At 70.0% G+C, this 23,106-nt stretch carries 21 protein-coding genes, 1 pseudogene and 1 riboswitch; of the genes and pseudogenes, 11 read left to right on the top strand and 11 right to left on the bottom strand.

The window, feature by feature from the left end; all coding sequences use genetic code 11:
* Nucleotides 1-26 precede the first annotated feature (26 nt).
* Both IEZ21_RS42260 and IEZ21_RS42265 read left to right on the top strand, forming a co-directional pair.
* Entirely contained in the window at nucleotides 27-728 is a 702-nt protein-coding gene (locus IEZ21_RS42260; RefSeq protein ID WP_189327130.1) for a CBS domain-containing protein, read from the top strand.
* A 141-nt stretch (nucleotides 729-869) separates the two neighbouring features.
* Nucleotides 870-1,631 (top strand): sulfite exporter TauE/SafE family protein, encoded by a 762-nt coding sequence (locus tag IEZ21_RS42265; protein WP_189327131.1) that lies wholly within the window; start codon nucleotides 870-872, stop codon nucleotides 1,629-1,631.
* Nucleotides 1,632-1,746: 115 nt separating this feature from the next.
* Here the strand turns inward: IEZ21_RS42265 and IEZ21_RS49180 are convergent.
* Nucleotides 1,747-1,853, bottom strand: a pseudogene (locus IEZ21_RS49180) (HipA family kinase); the annotation flags it as partial.
* A 52-nt stretch (nucleotides 1,854-1,905) separates the two neighbouring features.
* On the opposite strand from IEZ21_RS49180, the gene IEZ21_RS42270 reads away from it, so the two are divergent.
* Both IEZ21_RS42270 and IEZ21_RS42275 read left to right on the top strand, forming a co-directional pair.
* Complete coding sequence (locus IEZ21_RS42270) at nucleotides 1,906-4,008, top strand: prolyl oligopeptidase family serine peptidase (protein ID WP_189327132.1); 2,103 nt, start codon at nucleotides 1,906-1,908, stop codon at nucleotides 4,006-4,008.
* Nucleotides 4,009-4,103: 95 nt separating this feature from the next.
* Nucleotides 4,104-4,571 carry a Rieske (2Fe-2S) protein gene (locus IEZ21_RS42275; RefSeq protein WP_189327133.1) on the top strand — a complete coding sequence of 156 codons (468 nt, stop codon included), beginning with the start codon at nucleotides 4,104-4,106 and terminating at the stop codon, nucleotides 4,569-4,571.
* Here IEZ21_RS42275 and IEZ21_RS42280 read toward each other — a convergent pair.
* Nucleotides 4,558-5,208: a cysteine hydrolase family protein gene (locus IEZ21_RS42280; protein ID WP_189327134.1), complete on the bottom strand. Its 651-nt coding sequence runs from the start codon at nucleotides 5,206-5,208 to the stop codon at nucleotides 4,558-4,560. The two genes, IEZ21_RS42275 and IEZ21_RS42280, sit on opposite strands and share 14 nt — an antisense overlap.
* Before the next feature lie 126 nt (nucleotides 5,209-5,334).
* Here IEZ21_RS42280 and IEZ21_RS42285 point away from each other — a divergent pair, with 126 nt between their 5' ends.
* Nucleotides 5,335-5,802, top strand: coding sequence for a pyridoxamine 5'-phosphate oxidase family protein (locus tag IEZ21_RS42285; protein ID WP_189327135.1), 468 nt, complete (start codon nucleotides 5,335-5,337; stop codon nucleotides 5,800-5,802).
* Between the two features lie 190 nt (nucleotides 5,803-5,992).
* On the opposite strand, the gene IEZ21_RS42290 is transcribed toward IEZ21_RS42285, so the two are convergent.
* Nucleotides 5,993-6,889: a LysR family transcriptional regulator gene (locus IEZ21_RS42290; RefSeq protein WP_189327136.1), complete on the bottom strand. Its 897-nt coding sequence runs from the start codon at nucleotides 6,887-6,889 to the stop codon at nucleotides 5,993-5,995.
* A gap of 38 nt (nucleotides 6,890-6,927) precedes the next feature.
* On the opposite strand from IEZ21_RS42290, the gene IEZ21_RS42295 reads away from it, so the two are divergent.
* Nucleotides 6,928-7,953: a DMT family transporter gene (locus IEZ21_RS42295; RefSeq protein ID WP_246568762.1), complete on the top strand. Its 1,026-nt coding sequence runs from the start codon at nucleotides 6,928-6,930 to the stop codon at nucleotides 7,951-7,953.
* Between the two features lie 9 nt (nucleotides 7,954-7,962).
* On the opposite strand, the gene IEZ21_RS42300 is transcribed toward IEZ21_RS42295, so the two are convergent.
* Nucleotides 7,963-9,294, bottom strand: a complete 1,332-nt coding sequence (locus IEZ21_RS42300) for an aminotransferase class I/II-fold pyridoxal phosphate-dependent enzyme (RefSeq protein ID WP_189327138.1) — start codon at nucleotides 9,292-9,294, stop codon at nucleotides 7,963-7,965.
* A 99-nt stretch (nucleotides 9,295-9,393) separates the two neighbouring features.
* On the opposite strand from IEZ21_RS42300, the gene IEZ21_RS42305 reads away from it, so the two are divergent.
* Entirely contained in the window at nucleotides 9,394-10,068 is a 675-nt protein-coding gene (locus IEZ21_RS42305; protein ID WP_189327139.1) for a pyridoxamine 5'-phosphate oxidase family protein, read from the top strand.
* On the opposite strand, the gene IEZ21_RS42310 is transcribed toward IEZ21_RS42305, so the two are convergent.
* The 3 genes from IEZ21_RS42310 to IEZ21_RS42320 form a co-directional block, all read right to left on the bottom strand.
* A complete protein-coding gene (locus tag IEZ21_RS42310; RefSeq protein ID WP_189327140.1) occupies nucleotides 10,050-11,036 on the bottom strand; it encodes a DMT family transporter in 987 nt (328 codons plus the stop codon). The genes IEZ21_RS42305 and IEZ21_RS42310 overlap by 19 nt on opposite strands.
* A gap of 207 nt (nucleotides 11,037-11,243) precedes the next feature.
* Nucleotides 11,244-12,254 carry an EamA family transporter gene (locus IEZ21_RS42315; protein WP_189327141.1) on the bottom strand — a complete coding sequence of 337 codons (1,011 nt, stop codon included), beginning with the start codon at nucleotides 12,252-12,254 and terminating at the stop codon, nucleotides 11,244-11,246.
* Between the two features lie 124 nt (nucleotides 12,255-12,378).
* Complete coding sequence (locus tag IEZ21_RS42320) at nucleotides 12,379-12,912, bottom strand: Clp protease N-terminal domain-containing protein (protein ID WP_373302368.1); 534 nt, start codon at nucleotides 12,910-12,912, stop codon at nucleotides 12,379-12,381.
* Nucleotides 12,913-13,213: 301 nt separating this feature from the next.
* On the opposite strand from IEZ21_RS42320, the gene IEZ21_RS42325 reads away from it, so the two are divergent.
* On the top strand, nucleotides 13,214-13,645 hold the full coding sequence (locus IEZ21_RS42325) for a type II toxin-antitoxin system Rv0910 family toxin (protein WP_189327143.1): 432 nt from the start codon (nucleotides 13,214-13,216) through the stop codon (nucleotides 13,643-13,645).
* Between the two features lie 125 nt (nucleotides 13,646-13,770).
* Here IEZ21_RS42325 and IEZ21_RS42330 read toward each other — a convergent pair whose 3' ends face one another.
* On the bottom strand, nucleotides 13,771-14,394 hold the full coding sequence (locus IEZ21_RS42330) for a PadR family transcriptional regulator (protein WP_078492267.1): 624 nt from the start codon (nucleotides 14,392-14,394) through the stop codon (nucleotides 13,771-13,773).
* A gap of 175 nt (nucleotides 14,395-14,569) precedes the next feature.
* Here IEZ21_RS42330 and IEZ21_RS42335 point away from each other — a divergent pair, with 175 nt between their 5' ends.
* The gene (locus IEZ21_RS42335) at nucleotides 14,570-15,379 is read left to right on the top strand and encodes a PhzF family phenazine biosynthesis protein (RefSeq protein ID WP_189327144.1); all 810 of its coding nucleotides are present in this window, start codon (nucleotides 14,570-14,572) and stop codon (nucleotides 15,377-15,379) included.
* Nucleotides 15,380-15,433: 54 nt separating this feature from the next.
* Here IEZ21_RS42335 and IEZ21_RS42340 read toward each other — a convergent pair whose 3' ends face one another.
* Both IEZ21_RS42340 and IEZ21_RS42345 read right to left on the bottom strand, forming a co-directional pair.
* Nucleotides 15,434-16,234, bottom strand: a complete 801-nt coding sequence (locus tag IEZ21_RS42340; RefSeq protein WP_189327156.1) for a CPBP family intramembrane glutamic endopeptidase — start codon at nucleotides 16,232-16,234, stop codon at nucleotides 15,434-15,436.
* Nucleotides 16,235-16,489: 255 nt separating this feature from the next.
* Nucleotides 16,490-18,010, bottom strand: coding sequence for a glutamate-cysteine ligase family protein (locus tag IEZ21_RS42345; protein ID WP_189327145.1), 1,521 nt, complete (start codon nucleotides 18,008-18,010; stop codon nucleotides 16,490-16,492).
* 659 nt (nucleotides 18,011-18,669) lie between these two features.
* On the opposite strand from IEZ21_RS42345, the gene IEZ21_RS42350 reads away from it, so the two are divergent.
* A complete protein-coding gene (locus IEZ21_RS42350; RefSeq protein ID WP_189327146.1) occupies nucleotides 18,670-19,263 on the top strand; it encodes a hypothetical protein in 594 nt (197 codons plus the stop codon).
* A 359-nt stretch (nucleotides 19,264-19,622) separates the two neighbouring features.
* Nucleotides 19,623-19,829, top strand: a complete 207-nt coding sequence (locus tag IEZ21_RS42355) for a DUF5999 family protein (protein ID WP_033327099.1) — start codon at nucleotides 19,623-19,625, stop codon at nucleotides 19,827-19,829.
* Between the two features lie 111 nt (nucleotides 19,830-19,940).
* Here the strand turns inward: IEZ21_RS42355 and gcvP are convergent, their stop codons facing one another.
* A complete protein-coding gene (gene gcvP, locus IEZ21_RS42360) occupies nucleotides 19,941-22,826 on the bottom strand; it encodes an aminomethyl-transferring glycine dehydrogenase (RefSeq protein ID WP_189327147.1) in 2,886 nt (961 codons plus the stop codon).
* Nucleotides 22,827-23,006: 180 nt separating this feature from the next.
* A riboswitch (glycine riboswitch) is annotated at nucleotides 23,007-23,103 on the bottom strand.
* Between the last annotated feature and the right edge of the window lie 3 nt (nucleotides 23,104-23,106).

Raw genomic sequence — 23,106 nt, forward strand, 5'->3', positions numbered from 1 at the left:
GAAGTGACAGCTCCGAAGGAGGCATCATGCACGGCACCCCGCACATCGTCAGCGACGTGATGACCCACACCGTCGCCGCCATCGGCCGCGGCGCCCCCTTCAAGGAGATCGTGCGGATGATGCAGGACTGGAAGGTCAGCGCCCTTCCAGTCCTGGAGGGCGAGGGCCGGGTCGTCGGGGTCGTCTCCGAGGCGGACCTGCTGCACAAGGAGGAGTTCCGCGACAGCGACCCCGACCGGGCCACCCAGCTGAAGCGCCTGTCGGACCTCGCGAAGGCCGGCGCGGTGACCGCCGGGGAGCTGATGACCTCGCCGGCCCTCACCGTCCACGCGGACGCGACGCTCGCCCAGGCCGCGCGGACCATGGCACACGCCAAGGTCAAACGGCTGCCCGTCGTCGACGACGTGGGCATGCTGCAGGGCATCGTCAGCCGCGCCGACCTGCTCAAGGTGTTCCTCCGCGACGACGAGGACATCGCGGAGGAGGTCCGCCGGGAGGTGGTGGCCTACCTCTTCCCCGCGCCGACGTCGGCCGCACGCGTGGCGGTGCGGGACGGGGTCGTAACGCTCAGCGGCCGCATCAAGGACACGTCCCTGGTGCCCGTGGCGGCACGTCTGATCCGGGCCGTCGAGGGCGTCGTGGACGTGGAGTTCGACGTCTCCGAGCACGGCCGTTCCTCGGAGAGGACCCCTGCCCCGTCGAATCACAGCGAGGACGCCTCGCACTAGTGGAGCCCGAACAATTCGGCGGTCACCGAAATGTCACCCGTCTAGGGTCGGCTTCATGAAGATCTCCTCCGGTCCCGGACGTCGGCGTACCGGGCCCGTACCGGCGGCAGCAGCGGCCATCGCCGCCGGCGGGGCCTTGGTGTGACGCCGGGGGAGATGCTTGCCGTGTTCGGCGCCGGTGTGAGCGCCGGTGCCATCAATACCGTGGTCGGCTCGGGAACACTGATCACCTTTCCCGTTCTGCTCGCCACCGGTCTCACCCCTGTCACCGCCACGGTCTCCAATGCGCTGGGCCTCATCCCCGGCAACATCAGCGGAGCCTTCGGCTATCGAAGAGAGCTCAAGGGGCAGGGCCGACGCATCCTGAAACTCAGCGTCGGCGCCCTGCTGGGCGGCATCACCGGCGCCATCCTCCTGCTGGCCCTGCCCGCCACCGCGTTCGAGTTGATCGTGCCGGTCCTGGTGGGCTTCGCCCTCGTCCTGGTCTCGGTCCAGCCGCTGATCAGCAAGCGGATGCGCCGCAACGCACCGAGCGACACCCACCGTCGCGACGGTGGCCCGCTGCTGTTCGTCGGCCTGACGCTGGCCAGCGTCTATGGCGGCTACTTCTCCGCCGCCCAGGGAATCATCTACATGTCCCTGATGGGCATACTCCTCGACGAGACGATGCAGCGCCTCGTCGCGGTCAAGAACGTACTGGTCGCCGTCGTCAACGCGGTCGCCGCGCTGTTCTTCCTCTTCGTCGCGGACTTCGACTGGACCGCCGTCGCGCTCATCGCGGCCGGTTCCGCGCTCGGCGGCCAACTCGGAGCCAAGGTGGGCCGCCGCTTCAGCCCCGCGGTGCTGCGGGCCCTGATCGTGACGATCGGTGTCGTCTCCATCGTCCAGCTTCTGCTCCGCTGACGCACGAAGCTGCATGTCGGCGCTTCCCACGAGCCGGGCACGGCAGAGTACGGTGCAACATCTCCTCTTTCGGCCGACCCGGTACGTTCCGGAGCATCGCCAGGATCATCGAGGACTTCATGACGTACGTTCCGAGGTCATCGGCCTCGACCCGTGACCCGGCAGCGAGCCGCCCTCACGCAACGGCGTGATGTAACGGGTCGCACCGACTTCCTTGAGCATCGCCCCAGGCCACTGGGGCGATGCTGTTTCCCACCCGCCCGAAAGGATCACCGTGACCGCCGAAGACCTCCCCCTCCAACTCGCCCGCACGAAACGCTTCTCGCTCGGCGTGCCCCGCGCCTTCACCGTCTCCCCCGACGGCGACCGCGTGCTCTTTCTGCGCACCACGAGCGGCCGCTCCACGACCGGCTGCCTGTGGCTGTACGAGGACGGCGAGGAGCGCCTGCTCGCGGACCCGTTCACGCTCGGCGACGGCGGCGAGGTCCCGGAGGCCGAGCGGATCCGCCGGGAGCGGGCACGCGAGACGACCGGCGGAATCGTCTCGTACGCCACCGACAAGGCCGTCCGCCTGGTCGTGTTCACGCTGTCGGGCGCCCTGTGGACCGTGCGCACGGACGAGGGCGTACCGCGCCGGATCCCCACGGCGGGCCCGGTCGTCGCCCCGCACCCCAGCCCCGACGGCTCCCGCATCGCGTACGTGAGTGACGGTGCCCTCCGCGTCGTACGCATCGACGGCACGGCCGACCGCGCGCTGGCCAGGCCGGAGCACCCGGAGGTGACGTACGGACTCGCCGACCACGTCTCCGCCGAGTCGCTGCACCGTACGCGGTCCTTCTGGTGGTCGCCGGACGGGGAGGAGCTGCTGGTGGTGCGGGTCGACAACTCGCCCGTCCAGCGGTGGTACATCAGCGATCCGTCGGATCCCACGCGCCCGCCGCGCGCGGTCCGGTACCCGGCGGCGGGCACCGCCAACGCGGAGCTGTCGCTGCACGTGGTGGGACTCGACGGCGACCGCATCGGGGTACGGCTCCCCAAGGAGGCCGCCGAGGCGCATCCGGCGGGCGAGTGGACCGACGCGGCCTTCGAGTACGTCGTGGAGGCGGGCTGGGACGATGCGGGCCCCTTCGCCGTCGTACAGACCAGGGACCAGCGCTCGGCGTATCTGCTCCGCATCGACGCGTCGACCGGTGCGACCAGGAGGCTGCACCACCAACGCGACGCCGCCTGGCTGGAGTTCGTGCCCGGAACGCCGGTCCATACCGCCGCCGGCCCCGTCCTCACCACACAGGACGTGATCCGCGGACTGTGGATGCCCGCGACCGGAGTGCGTACGCCCGAGGACATGTACGTCCATGATCTGGTCGGTGCGGTCGGTGAGCGGATCTTCTTCGTCGCGAGCGAGGAGCCGACCGAGTCCCACGTCTGGTCGTACGACCCGGTCGGCGGCTTGGTGCGGCTGACCGACGAGCCGGGCGTGCACAGCGCCGCCGTCGGGGGCGGCACGGTCGTCCTGGACAGCAGGACGCTCGACGGGCAGACGGTGACGGTGCTGCGGGACGGCAGGCCGGCCGGGCGGATCCGGGTGCTGGCCGAGCGGCCCGTGACCGAGCCGCGGCCCCGTTTCCTGACGCTCGGCGAGCGGGAGCTGCGAGCGGCGCTCTACTTGCCGGAGTCGTACGAGCCGGGGACGCGTCGGCTGCCCGTGATCGTGCACTCGTACTCGGGGCCCGGCCTGCAGACCGTCGTGAAGGCGGCGGCCTGGTGGCACGCGGTGAACCAGTGGTTCGCCGAGCAGGGCTTCGCCGTGCTGTCCGTCGACGGGCGGGGCACGCCGGGGCGTGACCGGGCGTGGGAAGCGGCCATCCACGGTGACCAGTTGACGCCCGTGGTCGACGACCAGGCGGACGCCGTGCGCGCGGCGGCGGAACTCTTCCCGGAGCTGGACACGAGCCGCGTGTCGATCCGCGGCTGGTCCTTCGGCGGCTACCTCGCGGCGGGTGCCGTACTGCACCGGCCCGATGTCTTCCACGCGGCCGTCGCGGGCGCGGCCCCGACCGATCTGCGCCTGTACGACACGCACTGGAAGGAGCGCTTCCTTGGGCATCCGGACATCCAGCCGGAGAACTACGAGCGCTGCTCCCTGGTGGCGCACGCGCACAAGCTCACGCGTCCCCTGATGCTCGTCCACGGAATGGCCGACGACAACGTGGCGCCCGCGCACATGCTGCGCTTCTCGGCGGCGCTGCTCGCGGCGGGCCGTCCGCACAGCGTGCTGCCGCTGCCCGGTTCGACCCACTTGGTCACACAGGAGGGCGTGATAGACACCCTGCTCCGGCTTGATCTCGATTTCATCAAGAACTCAAGTACTTTGTGAACGACCTTGGTGACGTCCGCGTACACCTTGATGTGGATCAGCGCGTTCCGCGTTGACCCCAAGCACATCTGCACATCTGTGGAAGGGACCGCCACATGTCCAGCGAATCGCTTCAGCGTGCTCAGCCCGCGCCGGCAATCTGTCGCCGCACCATCCTCGCGGCACTCGGCGCGGCCGGCGCCACCGCCGCGCTCACCGCCTGCGGAGGCTCCGACGACAGCTCGTCGGGCTCCTCCGGCTCCTCCGAACCATCCGGCTCCACGGGCTCCGGCGGCGGTGAGGCGCTGGCCAAGACCAGCGAGATCCCGGAGGGCGGCGGCAAGGTTTTCGCCGACCAGAAGGTGGTCGTCACTCAGCCGACGGCCGGCGAGTTCAAGGCCTTCTCGACGACATGCCCGCACCAGAAACAGCAGGTCAATGCCGTGGACAACGGCCTGATCACCTGCCCCGCTCACGGCAGCCAGTTCAGTGTCACGGACGGCAGTGTCGAGAAGGGGCCCGCGACCAGTGCGCTGGCCGCCGCGAACATCACCGTCGAGGGAGACTCGATCACGCTCGCGTGATCTTGCGCGGACGCCTGAAACAGGCCAGCACCTCGTCCGTGGTGGTTATGGTGGCCACCAGGGCGAGCGTGTTGCGGACCATTGCGGGGGTGTAGTCGGAAGGCACCCCCGCGATGGCGTCCCTGGGCACGACGGCGGTGTAGCCGCGGTTGACGGCGTCGAACACGGCGTTGGGTATGGCCACGTTGGCCGAGACACCGGTCACGATCAGCGTGCGGCAGCCCAGGTTGCGCAGCAGCGGGTCGACGTCCGTGCCCGCGATCGGCGACAGCCCGTGCAGTCGGCGTACGACGAGATCCTCGTCGGCGACCTCGATGGGCGGCGCGACGCGTACCGCCGTCGTCCCCGACAGTTGCTGCACCGGCAGCCGCTCGGCGGCCCGGAACAGCCGGGCGTTGTGATTGGCGCCGCGCCCGTCGGGGCGACGCTCGGCGATCGCGTGGATCACCTGTACTCCGCTCTCGTGCGCCCCGGCGACCAGCTGGGCGATACGGGCCAGGACACCCGACGCGCGTGCCTCCTTGGCGAGTTCGGGCAGCGCGCTGTCCTGGCCGACGACGCCCTGCTGGCACTCGACGGTCAGCAGGACCGTGGTCGCGGGGTCGAGGAGTTCACTGAGCTCTTCGTGCGACGGCATGGCTCCCCCTGGGGCGGACGAGTGGCGCTGCGGTGGCGGGCGAGCGTAGCGACCATTGCGTGAGGGCGGAAGACGCCGCATGATTTCCTGACGCTCAGTCAGAAAAGTCAGAAAAGAGGGACCCACATGACCACCACGCAACGCCGGGGCCGAAAGATCATGATGACCCCCGAAGAACTGGACGAGTTCCTCACCGCCCAACGCACCTGCCGAGTAGCCACCGTCTCGGCAGACGGCGCCCCTCACCTCAGCGCCCTCTGGTTCGCCTGGGACGGCACGTCCCTCTGGCTGTACTCGATAACGCGCAGCAAGCGGTGGTCCGACCTGCGGAGGGACCCCCGTGTGGCCGTGGTCGTAGACGCAGGCGAGGAGTACGGGGAGCTACAGGGCGTGGAGCTGTCGGGCACTGTCGAGTTCGTGGGCGAGGCCCCGCGCACGGGCGAGCCGTATCCCGAACTCGACGCCGTGGAGCGCCTGTTCGCGCAGAAGAACTTCGGCCTGAACGAGATGCCCCACGACGGCAGACACGCATGGCTCCGCCTGACCCCGGAGTCGATCAAGTCATGGGACTTCCGCAAACTGGCTGCACTTTGACGACAGGGGGTTCCGGTAGCGCCCCTTCAGGGGCGCGGGGCTGTATCGATTTGCGGCTCCGCCGCGTGGGCGCGACCAGCCACAACGAACCTGCAGCCGCGACACGCAGTGTCACCCACCACCCCGGGGCGGGGGGCCTGGGGGCACAGCCCCCAGTTCCGGGAAGGGGCGGGCTCGGGGAAGAAAACCCCTACGACCCCCCAGCGGAGCGCAACGCCTCGACCGCCGCCCGAACAGACGGCCGCCGATCCCCATCGGCACGCCACACCGCGTACACATGCCGGGTGACACGCTGACGAACCGGCACCGTACGCACACCGTCCGGCACCGCCCCACGCCCGAGGCGAGGCGCGACACACACGCCAAGCCCCGCAGCGACCAGCGCAAGCTGCGTATGGTGCTCCTCCGCCCGATGCGCGACAACCGGCTCGATCCCCTTGGCGCGAAGCGTGAAGAACAGCCACTCGTGGCAGAACTCCCCCTCGGGCCAGGCGATCCACTCGTCGTCGGCGAACTCCTCGAGATCCACCTCGTCCCGCCCGGCAAGCGGATGCCCGGCGGGCATCGCCACATCGGCGGCATCGTCAAGAAGCGAGGCCTTGACCAGCCCCTCCGGCACAGGCAACGGCTTGTTGTACCAGTCGAGCACGACCGCCATGTCGACATCGCCGCGAACCACCGCGAAAACGCCTTCTTCAGGCTCCAACTCCCGCGACCGAACCCGCAGTCCAGGATGCTCGGCCCGCAACGCGGCGAGCGCCGCGGGAAACAGCCCGCGCGCGGCCGTCGGGAACGCGCAAAGCCGCAACTCCCCCACCACCTGCCCCCGCTGCGCCTCCAGATCGGACTGCGCCAGCTCGACCTGGGACAGAATCCGCGCGGCATGATCGGCGAGCAACCGCCCGGCGTCGGTGAGCCGCACCCCCCGCCCGTTCTTGGCGACGAGCCGCTGCCCCACCTCCCGCTCCAGCTTGGACATCTGCTGGGACACGGCCGAGGTCGTGACATGCAGCCCTTCGGCCGCACGACTGACCGAGCCGTGCCGGGCAAGGGCATCGAGGGTACGCAGGCGCTCCAGGTTCAACACATAAGCAATGCTACGAGATACCGAGCAATAAATCTCGCTTGTACTACGAGATTGCCCAGGCCATCGTGGTCGACATGAGCGCCGCCACCCCAAGCCGCCACCACCCCCGAACCCGCACTCCCACCAGCACCCGCATCCGCACCCCCACGACTCAACCCGACACCGCCGCGCCGAAGCCCCGCCGAGCCCTCGACTGGCGCATCCGCTTCGGCGTCCTCTCCCTCATCTGGGGCTTCAGCTTCCTGCTGATCAAGGTCGGCACGGAAGGGTACGCACCCTTCCAGGTGACGCTGGGACGACTGGTGTTCGGCACCCTGGTGCTCGCGACCGCGCTGGCCTGGAAGCGGGAGCGGCTGCCGCGCGGGACACGTACCTGGACGCATCTGGCAGTCGTGGCGTTCTTCCTCAACGCACTCCCTTTCTCCCTGTTCGCGTACGCCGAGCTGACGATCCCGTCCACGCTCGCGGGGATATGCAACGCGACCTCGCCCCTGTGGGGCATGGCCCTGTCGCTGGTCGCCCTCTCCGAGGACCGGCCCACCCGCCGCCGGGTCGCCGGTCTCGGCATCGGCTTCCTCGGCGTGCTCACGGTGCTCGGTGCCTGGCAGGGCTTCCACGGTCTCGACGCCACGGGCACGGCGCTGGCCCTGCTGGCCTCGCTCAGCTACCCGATCGGCTGGATCTACCTCCGACGCACACTGGCTGGCTCCAGCTACTCCAACCTCTCGCTGGCCGGCGCCCAATTACTGCTGGCGACCGCCCAGTTGGCCGTGGTCACGCCGCTGTTCACCACCTTGCCGAACCGGTTGGCGGTCCTGCCCCTGCTCGCGATCGTGGCACTCGGCGCGCTGGGCACGGGCGTCGCCATGCTGGTCCAGTACGGCTTGGTCGCCGAGGTAGGCCCGACGACGGCCCAGATGGTCACGTACTTCATCCCGGTCATCGCCACCGCGGCGGGCGTCGCGATCCTCGGCGAGTCGCTGACCTGGTCGACACCGGTGGGCGCGGCCATCGTGCTCGCGGGCGCGGCACTCACGCAGTCCAGGCCCAAGTCGGGGGCCTAGGAGGCGAGTTCAGGCGTAACGGCGCGCGGGCGCCGGGCCGATGGCGAAGGCGACCGCGTCCGCCAGCGGCCCGATGTCGTGCGCGGCGAGCGTCGAGACGGTGATCCGCAGGCCGGGCGGCGAGCTCACCCGGAAGCTGGCGCCCGGCGCGACGGCCCAGCCGGAGTGCAGCAGCCGTGCGACGGCGCCGGTCTCGTCCGGCACGGGCACCCATACGTTCATCCCGCTGCGCCCGTACGCCTCGATGCCGCGCTCCGCGAGCGCGGCGATCAGCGCGTCCCGCCGGCGCCCGTACGACGCCGCCACCGCCCGTACATCCACCGCACCGCTCGCCCACAGCTGCACGACGGCCCGCTGCAGCAGATGACTCACCCACCCCGGACCCAGCCGCTGCCGCCCCTGGACGCGGTCGGTGGTGACCCGGTCGCCGGTGAACACGGCGAGCCGCAGGTCGGGGCCGTACGCCTTGGCGGCCGAGCGCACGAAGGCCCAGTGGTGGGTGACTCCGGCCAGCGGGTGCAGGGGCAGGTCGACGATGCGATGGCCGTGGTCGTCCTCGATGAGCAGGGTCTGAGGGTGCTCCTCGATCACGGAACGCAGGGCACGCGCGCGCGTGGCGCTCACGGCGGCGCCGGTCGGGTTCTGCGCGCGGTCGGTGACGATCAGCGCTCGGGCACCCGAGCGCAGCGCGCCCCGTACGTCGTCGGGCAGCGGCCCTTCGTCGTCGACACCGACCGGGAGCGTGCGCAGCCCGAGCGCCGGGGCCAGGTCGAGGACACTGCGCCAGCCGGGGTCCTCGACGGCGACCGCGTCCCCGGGCCTGAGGTGGGCGGCCAGCACGCGCTCGATGGCGTCGAGCGCTCCGGAGGTGACGGTGACGGGCCCGTCCGGCACTCCGTCCGCGTCCAGGTCCGCACGGGCGAGCCGCGCCAACTCCGGTTCCACGGCGGCCTCTCCGTAGAGCATCGGCTCGCGGTCCGAGTGAGCCGCTGCCGCCGCGAACGCTTCGGCGAGGGCGGGTAGCAAGGCCGGATCCGAGTTCCCGTCGGACAGGTTCCGTACCCCTGGCGGCACATCCAGGCGCGAGAGCTCTCGCGCCGTCGTGACCGGCTTGGGGCGTACGCGGCTGCCGCGCCGGCCCGCGGTCTCGATGACCCCACGCTCCCGCAGCGTGCGGTACGCGGCCGCGACGGTATTGGGATTCACACCAAGATCGGCTGCCAACTCCCGCATGGGAGGCAGCAGTTGACCGGGCTCAAGGCCTCCCGCACCCACCGCACGCTCGACGCTGGCCGCAATCTCGGCTGCGCGCCTTCCTTCGATCCGGTACTCTCCTAGCACAAAGCACAGTATGCACTAGTGCAATACATTCAGGCAAGCGTGCACGCCGAGCACGCGAGCGACCGAGCACATGAACGACACGGAGAGCTGGAGAGCACCATGACGCAGACGGCCCCGCGGCCCGCCGCCTACACCCCGAGCGACCGCACCATCCCCACCCGCTCCCGCAAGCGTGCCGCGTACGACCAAGAGACGGTGCACTCGATACTCGACGAGGGGTACGTCTGCCATCTGGGCTTCGTCCGCGAGGGAGCACCGGTCGTGCTGCCCACGCTGTACGGCCGGATCGGTGAGCGCCTCTATGTGCACGGCTCGACGGGTTCGCGTCCGCTGCGGATGGCCGGACAGGCCGAGCCGGGACTCCCGGTCTGCCTCACCGTCACGCACGTCGACGGTCTGGTGCTGGCCCGTTCGGCCTTCCACCACTCGCTCAACTACCGCTCCGTGGTGGTGCACGGCATCGCCCACCAGGTGACGGACCCCGACGAGAAGCGCGAAGCCCTCGACGCCCTCGTGGACCAGGTGGTCCCGGGCCGCTCGCAGGACTCCCGGCCCGCCAACGACAAGGAGCTGGCCGCCACCGCCGTACTCCGACTCGACCTGGGCGAGGTCTCCGCCAAGCTCCGTACGGGCGGCCCCAATGACGAGCCCGAGGACCTGGACCTGCCGCACTGGACCGGAGTGGTGCCGCTCCACAAGGGATACGGCACCCCCATACCGGCCGACGACCTGGCCCCGGACGTCGAACTGCCCGACTACCTGACGACGCTCTGAGGCTCATCCTCAGGCGTCTCGGGCGCCTCCCGCGTGCGCTCCGCGCCGTCTCGCGCCTCCGCGACCGCGAGCCCCGCGACCGAGCCGAGCATCAGCAACGTGCCCACGAGCGTCGCCGCGGTGAGCCGCTCGCCGAGCAGCCCCACGGCCAGTACCGCCGCGCTCACCGGCTCCAGGAGCATGATCACGGAGACGGTGGCCGAGCGGACGACGGCGGCCCCCGCGAAGTACAGGGCGTATGCGAGGGCGGTCGGGATGGCGGCGACATACGCCAACAGGGCCAGAACCAGGGCTAGTTCGTCGGTGCGCGGCACCAGTCCCTCGGTCAGGCCGAAGGGCAGCAGGCACAGCGTCGTGACGGCGAACGCGCCCACGGTGGTGGAGGACGCGTCGGCCCCGCCGTCACGTCCCCACCACCGGGTCAGCAACGTCATCACGGAGTACCCGGCGGCGGACACGAGCGCGAGCGCCACACCCCAGGGCCGCACCGTCGCACCCTCACCGCCCAGCACCAGCACCGCGAGCCCGGCGAGCGCCCCGACGACGGCGGCACTCCCGCCCCGCCCGAGCCGCTCCCCCATGGTCAGCCGCGCCCCGAGCGCGATGAGCACGGGCCCGGCGCCGAGGGTGACGACGGTGGCCACGGCGAGTCCGGTCGCCTCGACGGCGGCGAAGTACGCGGTCTGGAAAACGGCGAGACCGAGCCCTGTGATCCCGATCCGCAGCAGGGTCGTACGAGCACGAAGGCGCGGCCGTGCGGTGTGACGCGGCCGGGGCCGCAGCAGCCGGGCGGCGAGGAGCAGAAGGAGCCCGCCCGCACAGCGCCAGAACGACAGGGCGATGGGACCCATGTCGCTCGCCCGGTAGACGAGCGAGGCGGCCGCGCCCGCAGTGCCCCAGGCGGCACCGGCGACGGTCAGATAGAGGAGGCCTCGCCCGATGGGCAGGCCGGAAGCAGCATTCGACACGTGTTCTCTCCGCAGATACGCAGTTCGGAAAGGACCACGTCACGCGCGGAACACAGCGCACAGCACAGCGGCGCGTGGAAGGTCCTCGGACTTCGTCTGCGGGCAGCACCGTTCCGCCCGACCGGCGGTCGGGCGTGGATTCCGGAGGGCCCGCCTCAGGCGGCGGGAGGAGGAAGAACGAGTGCGTCCGAATGCATGATCGGCAGCCTAGGCGGCGCTGCCCCGCGCCGACAACTCCTTTTCGGCGTCGCCCCCGCCACTGGTCACCGGCCCGTCCGAGCCCTTGGCCGGCGTCGACGACTGAGCGATGAACGCGCCGAACAGCACCACCGCGCCGCCCACGAGCTGCGGCGCCGACAGGTGTTCCCCGAGCAGGATCCATGCGAGGACGGTCGCGATGACCGCCTCGAGGCAGGCCACGACGCCCGCGACCTGCGGGGAGAGCCGGCGCACGGCCAGCACGCCGGTGACGTACGCGAGGACGGTGGCGACGAGCACGATCCAGACCAGCAGGTATCCGGCGGCGACCGTCGTGCCGTTCATGTTCGCGCCGCCGCCGAGGACCGACCAGTCCATGCCCCAGGGACGCGCGACGAGCGTCAGCACGATCGCGCCGACGAGCAGGCCGTACGCTATGACGCCGAGCGGGTCAGGGGCCTGGTCGCCCGCGTCGCCGCCCTGGTCGGACAGAACGAAGTAGCCGACCTGGCAGCAGGCCGCGCCGAGCGCGAGCAGCAGTCCGAGAAGGTCGAAGCTCAGCCCCGACCACACCTCGACGACGCAGGCGAGCCCGCCGACGGCGAGTACGACGCCGAGCGCGGCGGCGCGCGTCACCGGCCGCCGCTGCACGAACCGCACCCAGCCGAGGACCAGCGCCGGCGCGAGGTACTCGACGAGCAGCGCGACGCCGACGGGGATCCGGGAGATCGCGGCGAAGTAGCAGGCCTGGACTCCGGCCACGGCGAGCAGCCCGAACCCGGCGAGCAGCGCGGGGCGCGTGCGCAGCAGCCCCCGGTGGCGGACGGCGAGCGGCAGCATCACCACGGCGGCGCCCGCGACGCGCAGCCACACCACGTGGAGCGGGTCGAGGCCCGCGTCGATCAAGGGCTTGGCCGCGACACCGGATCCCCCGAAGGCGACCGCCGACACGAGCGCGAGGCCCAGCCCGACGCCTCTTCCCTGGTTCCTCTGACTGCTCTCAGACGTACGCACCGGCACATGATGACAGGCGACGACAGGAGCGTCACCCTCAATGACACCTGTCTCGACGGCTGGACGCGCACGACTGCGGACGTATCCCTGGAAACCGCCCGCGGCACAGCCCTGGAGCGTTCGTGACCCCTCAGGCTTCGATGCCGGGCTCCACCGCGGCGTCGAGACGGGCCCGTAGCGTCGTCACGTCGACTCCCGCCCGCTCCAGCACCTCCACGGCCCGGGACTCGGGATCGGCGACGATGGCCGCGAGCAGATCGATGCCGTCCGCCGGTTCGCCGCCTCGCCGCGCGGCGAGCGCGCACGCGTGCTCCATGGCACCGGCCGCCACCGGGGACCAGCCGTCCTCCCGTACGGTCGGCACGGCACCGGAGTCCTCCACGCCGCTCTGCCAGCGCAGGCCGTAGCCGATGCTGCGCTGTACGAGATAGCCGAGCAGGCGCGGGATCTGAGGGCCACCGTCGAAGACGGCGCGCACCTCGGAGTCGGACTCCAGGAGCGTATGCAGCAGATGAGCCGTGTCGATCTGCCGGTCCCCGTCCCGCAGCGCCCTTCTGCGCGCACCGGCGACCACCGCCGCCAGCTCCTCACTGAGCCCGGCCTCGATGTCCATACGCTTCAGGCCATGATCGGCGGCCTGCTGCCGGGGAATACGGGGTTGCACATCCTTACCCCATCAGCCCCTTCGAGCCGAGTCATCCTCGGCGGGAAGCATTTTCGCGTCCGACACAAGTTGGGCAGGCGTAGGCGGATTCTCCTCCTTACGGATGACATCACGCCCTTGTCCCTGACGAAGCGCGCGCCGCCTTGCTTCGCGCCCTACGCGCGACCCCCCGCTCCGGCGCACGTCCACGGGCCCTAACTTCCTGACGGTTCATCAGTATTGAATGTTGCGGGCCCTGCGGCTACGTTCCGCGACACCGTAGCTGCGCTCGGCGCAGCGCCTGACACGAAGGGGTGGTCGCATGGCCGAAGTCAGCGCGGAAGCACGGATCGAGGCGCCGGCCGAGAAGGTCTGGGCGCAGCTCACGGACTTCTCCTCCTACGGGGAGTGGAACTCCACGCACACCAGCTTCCCCAAGGGCGGCCCCGAGACCCTCGAAGTCGGCGGCACCTTCGAGGAGCACATGAAGCTGATGGGTTTCCCCGCTGAAGTCGACTGGACCATCGAGCAGTTGGAGCCCGCCCGTACGCTGGCGATCCGCGGCAAGGGACCGATGTCCGTAACCGTCGCCACGCGCTACACACTCACCCCCGAGGGCGAGGCCGCCACCAAGGTCCGTATCGACGGAGAGTTCACGGGCTCCGCCGTCTCACTGATGGCGGGCAAGCTCAAGGACTCGGCAACGGCGGCCCTCAACGAATCGCTGCGCAAGCTGGGTGGGCTGGTGGCCTAGAGCGCAGGGTTGGAGAGCTGTAGCCACGTCGCCACAGACCTGATCCCCCACGCCGAAGGGGGTACTTCGCTGTCGAAGTACCCCCTGTGCGGGCCGTCGGGCCGTGATCATCGGCCCTCATCCCGTCAGTCCTCGTCAGCGAGGATCAGATACAGCTTCTTCCGGGCGTCGTTGATGACGGACAGCGCCTTCTCGCGCTGCTCCTTGCTGCCGGTCTTCCAGACCTGGCCGAACGCCTCCATCAGACCGAAACCGGCCTGCCGGATGTCGCTCAGCGCCTCCCAGTCGACCCCACGCCCGGCTTCTTCCCAGGGCGCTTCGGGACCCTCGTCGGCCGCGGTGCGGCCCGACTCGGTGAGCGAGAACAGCTTCTTGCCGCCCTCGGTCGCGCTGGTGATCAGACCTTCGTCCTCCAGCAGTTGGAGGGTGGGGTACACCGAGCCGGGGCTGGGCTTCCATGCCCCGCCGCTGCGCTCGGCGATCTCCTGGATCATCTCGTAGCCGTGCATGGGCCGGTCCTTCAGCAGGGCCAGGATCGACGCGCGTACGTCGCCGCGCCGCGCCCTGCCCCGCGGACCGCCCCGTCCGCCGCGGCCACCCCAGGGTCCCGGACCGAAGCCCGGCCCGAAGGGACCGAAGGCGGCGCGGCGCCCTTCGAAGCCTCCCCGGCCATGCGGGCCGGGTCCACCGTGTCCATGTCCAGGACCAGGTCCAAAGCCCGGTCCGAATTCCTCTCCATGGGAACGCATCGCAATCACTCCATTCCATCATTGATCGGTCGCGATGCGTCAACGATATATCGGAATAGCTCGCCTGGCAAGCCCCTCCCACGCGCGCACCCCGTCCCGAAACAGCCCGCTCCCGGTCCACCCACTCCGAATTGGCCTTGGCCTGCGGCTTCGATCCAGCCCTAGCGTCAGCTCCATGCGGATTCGAATCGTCGACGCCTTCACCGACCGCCCCTTCGCCGGCAACCCGGCCGGGGTCCTCCTCCTCGACGTCTTCCCCGAGGACGCCTGGCTCCAGAACGTGGCCCTGGAGGTCAATCACGCGGAGACGGCGTTCGCCCACCCCCTCCCCGAGGGCGGCGAGGCCGACTGGGCGCTGCGCTGGTTCACGCCCGTCACCGAGGTCGCCATGTGCGGCCACGCGACGCTTGCCACCGCGCACGTGCTGGCCACCACGGACGCCGCCCGGGGGCCCGTACGGTTCGCGACCAGGAGCGGCGTACTGACCGCCACCACGAACGACGACGGCTCCATCACTCTGGACTTCCCGACCGCCCGGCTCACCCAGGTCGAGGTCCCGGCGGGTGTGGCCGAGGCTCTGGGCGCCGAGCCGCTGACCACCCACGGCACCGGCCCGAGCGTCGGCGATCTGCTCATCGAACTCACCGACGAGAGGACCGTCCGGGGCCTCACCCCCGACCACAAGGCCCTCTCCCGGTACTCCGAGCGCGGCATCATCGCCACGGCCCGCGCCGAAGACTCCTCGCAGGGCTATGACTTCGTCTCGCGCTGCTTCTTCCCAAAGATGGGCATCGACGAGGACCCGGTCACCGGCAGCGCCCACACCGCGCTCGCCCCCTACTGGTCCGAACGCCTCGGCCGCCCCGACCTCACCGGCCTGCAGGCATCCGCCCGCTCAGGCCTCGTCCGCACCGAACTCCGCGACGACCGCACCCTGCTCACGGGCCACGCGGTCACCGTCATCGAGGGCGAACTCCACGCGTGAACAGCACGGAAGGGGCGTACGACATCCCGTACGCCCCTTCCAGATCCGTAGCGTTCACGCGGTGGGCAGCCACCCCACCTTGCCCGCCAACAGCGCGTATCCCACGAACGCCCCGATGTCGAGCAGGGAGTGGGCGACCACCAGCGGTCCGACGCGGCCCCAGCGGCGGTACAGGTAGACGAAGACGATGCCCATGACCATGTTCCCGATGAACCCGCCGATGCCCTGGTAGAGGTGATACGAGCCGCGCAGCACGGAGCTGGCCATCAGCGCGGTGCCCGGCGTCCACCCCAACTGGTCGAGCCGGCGCAGCAGATACCCGACGACGATCACCTCTTCCAGGACGGAGTTCTGCACCGCGGAGAGGATCAGCACCGGATACTTCCACCACACATCGGGCAGCGATTCCGGGACGACGGTGAGGTTGAAGCCGAGGCTGCGGGTCGCCAAGTAGAAGGCGATCCCGGTACTGCCGATCACCGCCGCGATCGCCGCACCACGGCCCAGATCCGGCCACGGACGGCTCCGGTCGAAGCCGATGGTGCGCATCCCCGCCCCCTCGCGGAGCAGAAGGTGCGCGACGAGCAGGACCGGCACCAACGCCGAGGTGATCCCGAACAACTGCCAGGTCAGATCGAGCCATGGCCGCCCGGGCGCTGCCGAGGCGTTCAGGTTGGCCGCCTGATCCTTCAGTCCCCCGGGTTTCGTCACCGATCCGACAAAGCTGATCAGCGCGGAAACTCCGCTCGCACCGAGCGACACCCCCAGCACAAGCAGCATCTCATCGCGAAAAACTCGCCGCGCCGGCTGCTCCACCGGATAAGAATCGGCCACCGGCCCCGCCTCCGACTGCACACGTGCCTCCAGTTGTGTCATCCCGTCTCGTTCCCATCCCAGCCCCGCGCCGTACGGCTCACGGATCAAGCAGGGGGAGGGCACCACCGCATGGGACGTCACAGCTTGCCCGACCAGCACGGGAGCAAGACAGCCGACCCCCTTCCGCGCGCACGGCGGCGCTTGTTCTCGCCGTCGTCGGGGGCACCGTGGCGGCGATCGAGGATCATCGAGAATCGAGGTCGACCAGATCGCGAAGGCAGCGGGGTCGCGAGCTCACCCCAGCGGGATCGCCGGCTCCGGCAGCCCCACCGGCCAGGTGTGCACCGGCTCACCGAGGTGCATCAGCTCGCAATAACGTTTCGTCGTGGCGGCCAGCGCCGCCTCCCGGCCCATGCCGGTCTCCAGCGCCCGGTGGAACGTACTGGACTGCCAGGCCGCCCCATTCATCCGCCGCCTGCACCGCTCCTCGATCACACCGAGGTAGAAGTCCCGGTCGGCCGGCTCGACGCCCCACGCGTCCAGGCCCGCCGCCGCGAGCGGCAGCAACTCGTCCCGCACCAGCTGCACCGCGGGCACCCGCGTCGTCCCGCCGTACCGGCCGCGCCGCGGCCACTGAAGGTGTGCGTCGATGCCGTACCGGCACGCGTGGTCGAAGTTGGCGGCGGCGGCCTCGAAGGGCAGCCGCGTCCACACGGGCCGGGCGTCCTCGGCGAGGGCGCGTATGAGCCCGTAGTAGAAGGCCGTGTTGGCGATGACGTCGGTGACGGTGGGACCGGCGGGCAGTACGCGGTTCTCGACGCGCAGATGCGGGACGCCGTCATCGATGCCGTACACCGGGCGGTTCCAGCGGTAGATGGTGCCGTTGTGCAGCACGAGTTCGCCGAGCCGGGGTATGCCGCCGTCGTCCAGGACGCGCTGCGGATCCTCTTCGTCACAGATCGGCAGCAGAGCCGGGAAGTAGCGCAGATTCTCCTCGAAGAGGTCGTACGCCGACGAGATCCACCGCTCCCCGAACCAGGTGCGCGGACGCACCCCCTGGGCCTGCAACTCGGGCGGACGGGTGTCGGTGGACTGCAGGAACAGCGGCGGCCGGGACTCGCGCCACAGCTCACGGCCGAACAGGAACGGGGAGTTGGCGCCGACCGCGACCTGTACGGCGGCGATAGCCTGCGCAGCGTTCCACACGTCGGCGAAGCGGCCCGGCGTCACCTGGAGGTGCAGCTGTACGGAGGTGCAGGCGGCTTCGGGCGCGATGGACGCGGAAGTGCAGCTGAGCCGCTCGACGCCGTCGATGTCGAGTGTGAAGTCCTCGCCGCGGGCCGCCACGATCTGGTCGTTGAGCAGGGTGTAGCGGTCCACGTCGGAGAGGTTCGCGGAGACCAGGTCGTCGCGTGCGAGCGTGGGCAGAATGCCGATCATCACGATGCCCGCGTCGACCTCGTTCGCTTTGCGATGGGCATATGCGAGTGAGGTCCGCAGCTCCTCGGCGAGGCGGTCGAATACCCGGCCTCCCAAGCGATGTGGGGCAATGTTGACTTCCAGATTGAACATGGCGAGTTCTGTTTGGAAATCACGGCTGGCGATACGTTCAAGTACTTGAGCGTTCATCATGCGCGGCATGCCGTCCGGGCCCGCGAGATTGAGCTCGATCTCCAGGCCCATGAGATTCTTCGGGCGATCGAACCGCTCCTCCGCCAACAGCCGCGCAAGCCCCGCCAGACACTGCCGGAGCTTGCCGCGGTAGCGCTGGCGATCGGACAGGCCGAACGACGCTGCCTCGACCTTCTCCCCCATGGAAGCGTCCTTCCTCGACTGGGCAGCCCGACGAACCGGCCGCTGACGTCCCGGGTCACGGGGGATGATGCCCAGGCAATGCGATCGATAACGTCCTGGACAGGCCTGCCGCACGCTACTCTGAACGCAGGCCGTCCGGGCACATTCACGCGGCATGAGGCAATGCACGGTTTTTCGCCGAGCAGTGACTTCGTCTCTACCGAGTTGCGGTCTCGTGAAAAACGCCGACGACTTTCGGCCGACCGTTTCGGTGACGAATGCCGAGGTCGTCGCCGGGCGCCTCTGGAGAATCGGGATCAAAGACACTTATCGACGGCCGAATGGCGCCTTGCCCTTAATCCGCGCAACGGCTAGACGAAACACTGTCCGAACACGGGTCGTATAAACTTCGCGAACGAGGCAGAGAGTCGGCGCTCGCGGTCGTTGGCCCTGTCGTCACAGTGACGTCATTCACCGGAAGGTGAGCCGCGCAGCGTCTGATGCGTGCGATCGCAAAGCGACAGCAGATCCTCGATGCGAGCGTACGCGCCAGACGCCGCGCGACAGGCAGCACGGTGACCCACAGGCCGGGACCCCCGCCCCTCTGCCCCGAGTGCTGACAGCGTCGTCCGCCCCCGTCCTCGCGCCACCTGTGCCTGTCGAATGAGAGGCGACCCACCATGCCGCTGCATGTCCCTCCGGCTCCCGCGCCCGCTGTACGTACCGTCCTCACGGCCCTCGGTTCTCCCACCGCCGTCCGCGAGGCACCTACCCCGTCCCTGCGCAACGCCCAGGGGCCCGCGACACCCGATCTCCCGCTGCCCGTCCACGTGCTCGACCGGATCACCCCGGCGGGCGCCTCGGCCACCCGTCTCGCAGGGTGGCGCTTCCTCATCCGCTGCGGTGGGTCTGCCGTAGCGGCTGCCGAGACCAGGCTGACCCCCGACGGCTGGGCCTTCTCCCACTTCTTCGAGGGTCCGTACGTCTCCGCCACCGAGCGCGCGCTGCGCCAGGCGGAGGCCATGACGCAGCCGTACCAGGCCCGCCTGCTCTCCGTACCCGAGCTCTACATGCTCACGCTCTGGCTGCACGGCGACTGCACGGCCGACGGCGCCGAAGGCCATCCCGCCGCCACCGATCTCCTGGTGCCCCTGGCGCCGGCGCCGCCCGGCATCGCCTCGCACCGCCCGCACCGCGTGGCCGAACTGCTGCCCGTCCTGACCAACCGGCTCACCCCCGCCGCCACTCCCCCGCTGCTCGGCTCACCCGCCTGAGCACACCTCGGCTTCCGTGCCCCGCGGCCCCACTCCGGCCGCGGGGCACAGTGCTGCACACAGTGACGCGGCGCGGACACAGCGCACGCCCGGCCCGTTCGGACTAGACCGATCCGACTACTCCGAACCACCCGAACAGGCAGCCCAGTTGGAATGAACCATCCGCACGAGTGGTGCGTCTTCAACCTGTGAGGAGCGTCACCGCGAAATCCCTGCGGATTGACGTTTATAGGGCAACACTGGGTTCCGTACCGACTGACAAACGGGGGGCGGCCATGAACACCACATCGAGCCGCAGCACAGACAACAAGACGATCACCGATCTCACCACCCAGACTACCCAGCGAAAGATCCCACCAATGTGCCAGCACCAGCCACCGTGTCCGACAGCCGACTCCGCCGACCGGGAAGCAGCGCACCTCGTGGCGCACCACCCGGAGCAGGGATGGAGCCTGCTGTGCAACGGCGTCCTGCTCTTCGAGGACACCGGTGAGCTCCTGCCGGACGGCCGGATCATCGACCCGCACCGACCGATGATCAGCGCGCAGGTGGTGACCGCCGCCTGAGCCGCGCGGCGCATCACCGGCGACGCCAGGCACGCTGCTCGGACATATGAGGGGCCGGCCCCGGGAGATCCCGGAACCGGCCCCGACGTATGTCCGGACGCGATGACGCGGCTACTCGTCGTAAACGTCCATCGGCGGGCAGGAGCAGACCAGGTTCCGGTCGCCGTACGCCTGGTCGATCCGCCGCACCGGCGGCCAGTACTTGTCCGCGGCCGACACCCCTGCCGGGAAGACGGCCTCCTCACGGCTGTACGCGTGCTCCCACGCACCGCCGAGCACGGCCGCCGTGTGCGGCGCGTTCCGCAGCGGGTTGTCGTCCGCAGGCCACTCCCCGGAGCCGACCTTCTCGATCTCCGCACGAATGGCGATCATCGCCTCGCAGAACCGGTCGAGTTCGGCCAGATCCTCGCTCTCGGTCGGCTCGATCATCAGTGTCCCGGCCACCGGGAAGGACATCGTCGGCGCGTGGAACCCATAGTCGATCAGTCGCTTGGCGATGTCGTCGACGCTCACGCCGGTCGCCTTGGTGAGCGGCCGCAGATCGATGATGCACTCGTGCGCCACCAGCCCTCCGGGGCCGGTGTAGAGCACGGGATAGTGCGGCTCCAGCCGCTTGGCCACGTAGTTCGCGCTCAGTACGGCGACCTGCGTGGCCTGCTTGAGCCCCTCGCCGCCCATGAGGCGTACGTACGCCCAGGAGATCGGCAGGATCCCGGCCGAGCCCCAGGGAGCGGCCGAGATCGGGCCGACACCCGTCTCGGGGCCCGCGGCGGGCTGCAACGGGTGGTTCGGCAGATACGGCGCCAGATGCGCGCGTACACCGACCGGGCCGACGCCCGGACCGCCGCCGCCGTGCGGGATGCAGAACGTCTTGTGCAGGTTGAGGTGCGAGACGTCACCGCCGAAGCGGCCCGGCTTGGCGAGGCCCACCAGCGCGTTCAGGTTGGCGCCGTCCACGTACACCTGACCGCCCGCGTCATGCACCTGAGCGCAGATGTCGGCGACGTGCTCCTCGAAGACTCCGTGCGTCGAGGGATACGTGATCATCAGCACCGCCAACTCGTCGCGGTGCTGCTCGATCTTGGCGCGCAGGTCCTCGACGTCGATCTCGCCGTCCTCGGCGGTGTTCACGACGACGACCTTCATGCCGGCCATGACGGCGCTCGCCGCGTTCGTGCCGTGCGCGGAGGACGGGATGAGGCAGACGGTGCGCTGCTCGTCGCCGTTCGCGCGGTGGTAGCCGCGTACGGCGAGCAGGCCCGCCAGCTCACCCTGCGAACCGGCGTTGGGCTGCAGCGACACCTTGTCGTAGCCGGTGACTTCGGCGAGCTGCTCCTCCAGCTCACGGATGAGAGTGAGGTAGCCCTGCGCCTGTTCGGCGGGCGCGAAGGGGTGCAGCTGCCCGAACTCCGGCCAGGTGACCGGCTCCATCTCGGTGGTGCCGTTGAGCTTCATGGTGCAGGAGCCGAGCGGGATCATGCCGCGGTCGAGCGCGTAGTCACGGTCGGCGAGGCGGCGCAGATAGCGCAGCATCGCGGTCTCGGAGCGGTGCTGGTGGAACACCGGGTGCGTGAGGTACTCGTCGGTGCGCAGCAGCGCGGCGGGCAGTGTGTCCGCGGCGGAGGCGTCCAGCGCCTCGACGTCACCCTCGACGCCGAACGCGGTCCAGACGGCGCCCAGTTGGGTCCGTGTGGTGGTCTCGTCGCAGGCGATGGACAGCTGGTCGGCGTCGACGAGACGCAGGTTGACCCCGCCCTCGCGCGCGGCCGCGACGATCTCGGCGGCCCTGCCCGGCACACGGACGGTGAGTGTGTCGAAGTACGCCTCGTTCACGACCTCGACTCCGCCCGCCTTCAGACCGGTGGCGAGGATCGTGGCGTACCGGTGGGTGCGCTGCGCGATCGACCTGAGGCCCTGCGGGCCGTGGTAGACGGCGTACATCCCGGCCATCACGGCGAGCAGCACCTGAGCCGTACAGATGTTGCTGGTCGCCTTCTGCCTGCGGATGTGCTGCTCCCGCGTCTGCAGGGCGAGCCGGTACGCCTGGTTGCCGTCCACGTCCAGCGAGACACCGACGAGACGGCCCGGCAGGTTGCGGGCGAACTTTTCGCGCACCGCCATGTATCCGGCGTGCGGCCCGCCGAAGCCCATCGGTACGCCGAAGCGCTGCGTCGTGCCGACCGCGATGTCGGCGCCGAGCTCGCCCGGCGAGGCAAGCAGCGTCAATGCCAGCAGATCGGCGGCGACGGTGACGATCGCGCCCAGCTCGTGCGCCTGCTCGATGACGGGCTTGATGTCCCGTACGGCACCGGAGGCGCCCGGGTACTGGATGAGCACGCCGGTCACACCGCGCTCGGCGACCTCGGCCGGAATGCCCTCGCTGAGATCCGCGACGACCACTTCGACGCCGATCGGCTCGGCGCGCGTCTCGATGACGGCGATGGTCTGCGGCAGCGCGTCGGCGTCTACGAGGAAGACGCCGTTCTTGACCTTGCCCACGCGCCGCGACAGCGCCATGGCCTCGGCGGCGGCGGTGCCCTCGTCGAGCAGCGAGGCACCCGACGTCGGCAGACCCGTGAGGTCGGCGACCATGGTCTGGAAGTTCAGCAGCGCCTCCAGGCGGCCCTGCGAGATCTCCGGCTGGTACGGGGTGTACGCGGTGTACCAGGCCGGGTTCTCCATGACGTTGCGCAGGATCACCGGCGGCGTGAACGTGCCGTAGTAACCGAGCCCGATCATCGAGTCGAGGACCTCGTTACGGTCTGCGAGGGAGCGCAGCTCGGCGAGGACCTCGGCCTCGGAGCGCGCGGCCGGCAGCGCGAGCGCCTCGGCATCCTTGATCACATCCGGCACCGCGGCGGCCGTCAGCTCCTCGAGCGAGCCATATCCCACCTGCGCGAGCATCTTGGCCCGGGCCTCGGTGTCGGGCCCGATGTGGCGCTGCTCGAAGGGGATTCCCCGTTCGAGCTCGGAAAGCGGAATGCGATGGGCGGTCATTTACGGAGGCCTCCTGGTCTGACACGACCTTCGAGAGCACCACGGAGCGGTGCCCGGACGGCCTCCCCCTCTGTCATCTCAACCTGAGAGCTTCACCGGCCCGCCGGTTGTACGACGTCCCGGCTTTCACCGTCGGTGAGAGCGGAAGCCGTCGACACCCGCTCTGCTTTCCAGAGTGGCCTCGTCCGCGCGGTACGTGGGCCTGAGAGATTCCGGGGAGGATTTGCTCCTTCGGCGCCTCCGATGAAGCCTTGGAGGACTCTCCCGCACGGGGTCAGCA

This window comes from Streptomyces flaveus, assembly GCF_014647675.1.
Lineage (GTDB): Bacteria > Actinomycetota > Actinomycetes > Streptomycetales > Streptomycetaceae > Streptomyces > Streptomyces flaveus.

Excerpts from the sequence above, each read along its gene's own strand:
- IEZ21_RS42305 (WP_189327139.1), top strand. The coding sequence starts at position 9,394 with ATGACGCAGACGGCCCCGCGGCCCGCCGCCTACACCCCGAGCGACCGC.
- IEZ21_RS42260 (WP_189327130.1), top strand. The coding sequence starts at position 27 with ATGCACGGCACCCCGCACATCGTCAGCGACGTGATGACCCACACCGTC.
- IEZ21_RS42275 (WP_189327133.1), top strand. The coding sequence starts at position 4,104 with ATGTCCAGCGAATCGCTTCAGCGTGCTCAGCCCGCGCCGGCAATCTGT.
- IEZ21_RS42335 (WP_189327144.1), top strand. The coding sequence starts at position 14,570 with ATGCGGATTCGAATCGTCGACGCCTTCACCGACCGCCCCTTCGCCGGC.
- IEZ21_RS42345 (WP_189327145.1), bottom strand. The coding sequence starts at position 18,010 with ATGGGGGAGAAGGTCGAGGCAGCGTCGTTCGGCCTGTCCGATCGCCAG.
- gcvP (WP_189327147.1), bottom strand. The coding sequence starts at position 22,826 with ATGACCGCCCATCGCATTCCGCTTTCCGAGCTCGAACGGGGAATCCCC.
- IEZ21_RS42330 (WP_078492267.1), bottom strand. The coding sequence starts at position 14,394 with ATGCGTTCCCATGGAGAGGAATTCGGACCGGGCTTTGGACCTGGTCCT.
- IEZ21_RS42280 (WP_189327134.1), bottom strand. The coding sequence starts at position 5,208 with ATGCCGTCGCACGAAGAGCTCAGTGAACTCCTCGACCCCGCGACCACG.
- IEZ21_RS42285 (WP_189327135.1), top strand. The coding sequence starts at position 5,335 with ATGACCACCACGCAACGCCGGGGCCGAAAGATCATGATGACCCCCGAA.
- IEZ21_RS42350 (WP_189327146.1), top strand. The coding sequence starts at position 18,670 with ATGCCGCTGCATGTCCCTCCGGCTCCCGCGCCCGCTGTACGTACCGTC.
- IEZ21_RS42355 (WP_033327099.1), top strand. The coding sequence starts at position 19,623 with ATGTGCCAGCACCAGCCACCGTGTCCGACAGCCGACTCCGCCGACCGG.
- IEZ21_RS42325 (WP_189327143.1), top strand. The coding sequence starts at position 13,214 with ATGGCCGAAGTCAGCGCGGAAGCACGGATCGAGGCGCCGGCCGAGAAG.